The following is a 2,242-nucleotide window of genomic DNA, read 5'->3' on the forward strand; positions in this document are numbered from 1 at the left end:
TGATTTAATTATCCACAGTGGCTCAAAGTCAAGCGAGCATAAGCCATTGGGCTATATAAAAACTGTCCGGACTATTGCTCTATCACATCTTTAAAAAAATGGTATTACCTGGATCGTTAATGGTTTAAATGCGTAACAGCTTATGAGGACTAATGAGTTCTTCAGTCCTCTGTGAGAGGACTTTAGCTATGAGACAGGGAATTCATTCCCTGGCGGACTGTTGGGTCAGCGGGAGGACTGGCGAACTAAAAGCTTAAGTTGACACTAATAGGTAGCGGGGAATCACTTCGGCGCACCTCAATGTCGTCGTAGGGTTCGCGCTGTACACTTTACGGGAAATCAAATAATACCCTAAAAATCAAAATAAATATAAGGCAAACCGCCTTCGGGAGCCAACACCCAAACCGCATACAAACAAAGTGGCACTAACACCAATTTTATAGGCCAATTTAACTCCAACTTCAAACCCCGACTCAACGCATAATTCCCCAGCATCGCCACAGCCAAAGCAGCCAACATCCAAGTTAAATGTACTCTTTCCAAACCCAAAGCTTCCACATAAACTTTATCTGCAAACTGCACGTCAGCAGGGTGCCCCCACAAATGCGAAATCGCCCATCCAGAATCCTTTAAATCGGGAAGTCGGAAAAAAATCCAAGTACCAAAAACCATCGCCTGAGTCAATAGCCAACCGATCGCAATCCCGATCGGATTTTCCCACAAAAACTCGCTCCGCAACCGCTTAAACAGCACATCAGTCAACCTGTGAACCGCCAAAGCTAAACCGTGTAAACCCCCCCACACAATAAATCCCCAAGCTGCCCCGTGCCAAATTCCCGCAATTAACATGACGATCGACAAATTCAGACAAGTGTGCCACAAACCGACTCGCGAACCGCCCAAAGGAAAATACAAATAATTGCGTAGCCAATCGCCTAAAGTCATGTGCCAGCGTCGCCAAAAATCAGCTATGCTGGCACTAAAATAAGGAAAATCAAAATTTGGTGGCAAATACCAACCCAGCAGCAAAGCAGTACCGCGCGCCATGTCAACATAGCCACTAAAATCGAGATAAAGTTGCAGCCCGTAAGCAAAAATAGCCAGCCACAAATCCTCGCTACCCGCCCGCTGCAAGTTGGTAAAGCTTAAATCGACATAAATTCCCAAGTTATCTGCGAAAAGACCTTTTTTTACTGCACCAAAGGCGATCGTCCAAAGTCCCTCAGAAATGCGATCGGGCGTCGGAAATTGCTGAGTTTTCAGTTGATATATCAAGTTGTGATACCGAGTAATCGGCCCGGAAATCAGTTTTGGAAAAAACAACTTGTAAGCAGCAAAGTGCAGCAGCGAAGTAGCAGCAGGCGCGCCTCGGTACACGTCAATCAAATAAGCAATGCACTCAAAGCAAAAGAAACTCAATCCCAGGGGTGCGATGACGTGACTTTTCACCCAGTCAGCCCCGTCGATAGCTAAAGGCCAATTTAACAAAGTGCCGATCGAACTCAATAAAAAAGGCACATACTTAAAGCCCAGAAGCAGCAACACATTCAGGCAGATGCCTATCCACAGCAGCAACAAACGGCGGCGGTTCCAAGATTCATTAGCAATCCGCCAATCCAGAGGTTCCCCAATCGCCATCGCCAAGCAGTAATTAAACAAAGCACCAACTAACAGCAGAGGAATGTACCAAATTTGCAGCGAAGCGTAAAAAATTAAACTACCCACCAACATGATGAACAGCCGCCACCACCGCAGCGGAACCAACCAGTAAGCCGCGAACAAAACCAATAGAAACAGGGCATATTGAAGGGAGATGAAAGTCATACCATTTTAGATTTTGGATTTTAGATTTTGGATTTTAGAATTGAGAATGGCTTATTTGGTATGGGTTTGGATTACGAGCCTACTGTTGCATTATTTTTATTAATCGAGACTTTGCTAAGAACGAGATTTATCAGGGATTTTAGCCGATCGCCGACACGAAAACAGGCCCTCGGTAAGTCTCTACTATATAGTCGGCAACTGAGAACTGCTACATTTTACAGCACAAAGGTTAAATGCTGTTGCAAATTAAATAAATCTTGCCTGCTATAAATTAACTCTCTTACGAACAATATAAAATTCGGTGAAAAAAATCTAATAGGACTTACGCATTGACAAAAAACATCATCTATGTATTCTAGACAAGGCCACCACTACTAAAGTTTGCTAAAATCGGCTCACGTATAACTGAAGTGAATAG

At 44.0% G+C, this 2,242-nt stretch carries 1 protein-coding gene; it reads right to left on the reverse strand.

Going from position 1 to position 2,242, the window contains the following annotated elements; all coding sequences use genetic code 11:
- Positions 1–351: 351 nt before the first annotated feature.
- A complete protein-coding gene (locus tag QUA74_RS29640) occupies positions 352–1,824 on the reverse strand; it encodes an MBOAT family protein (RefSeq protein ID WP_333336329.1) in 1,473 nt (490 codons plus the stop codon).
- Positions 1,825–2,242: the final 418 nt, after the last annotated feature.

Origin of the sequence: Microcoleus sp. LAD1_D3 (genome assembly GCF_036702135.1) — a bacterium.
In the GTDB taxonomy this organism is placed as follows: domain Bacteria; phylum Cyanobacteriota; class Cyanobacteriia; order Cyanobacteriales; family Microcoleaceae; genus Microcoleus.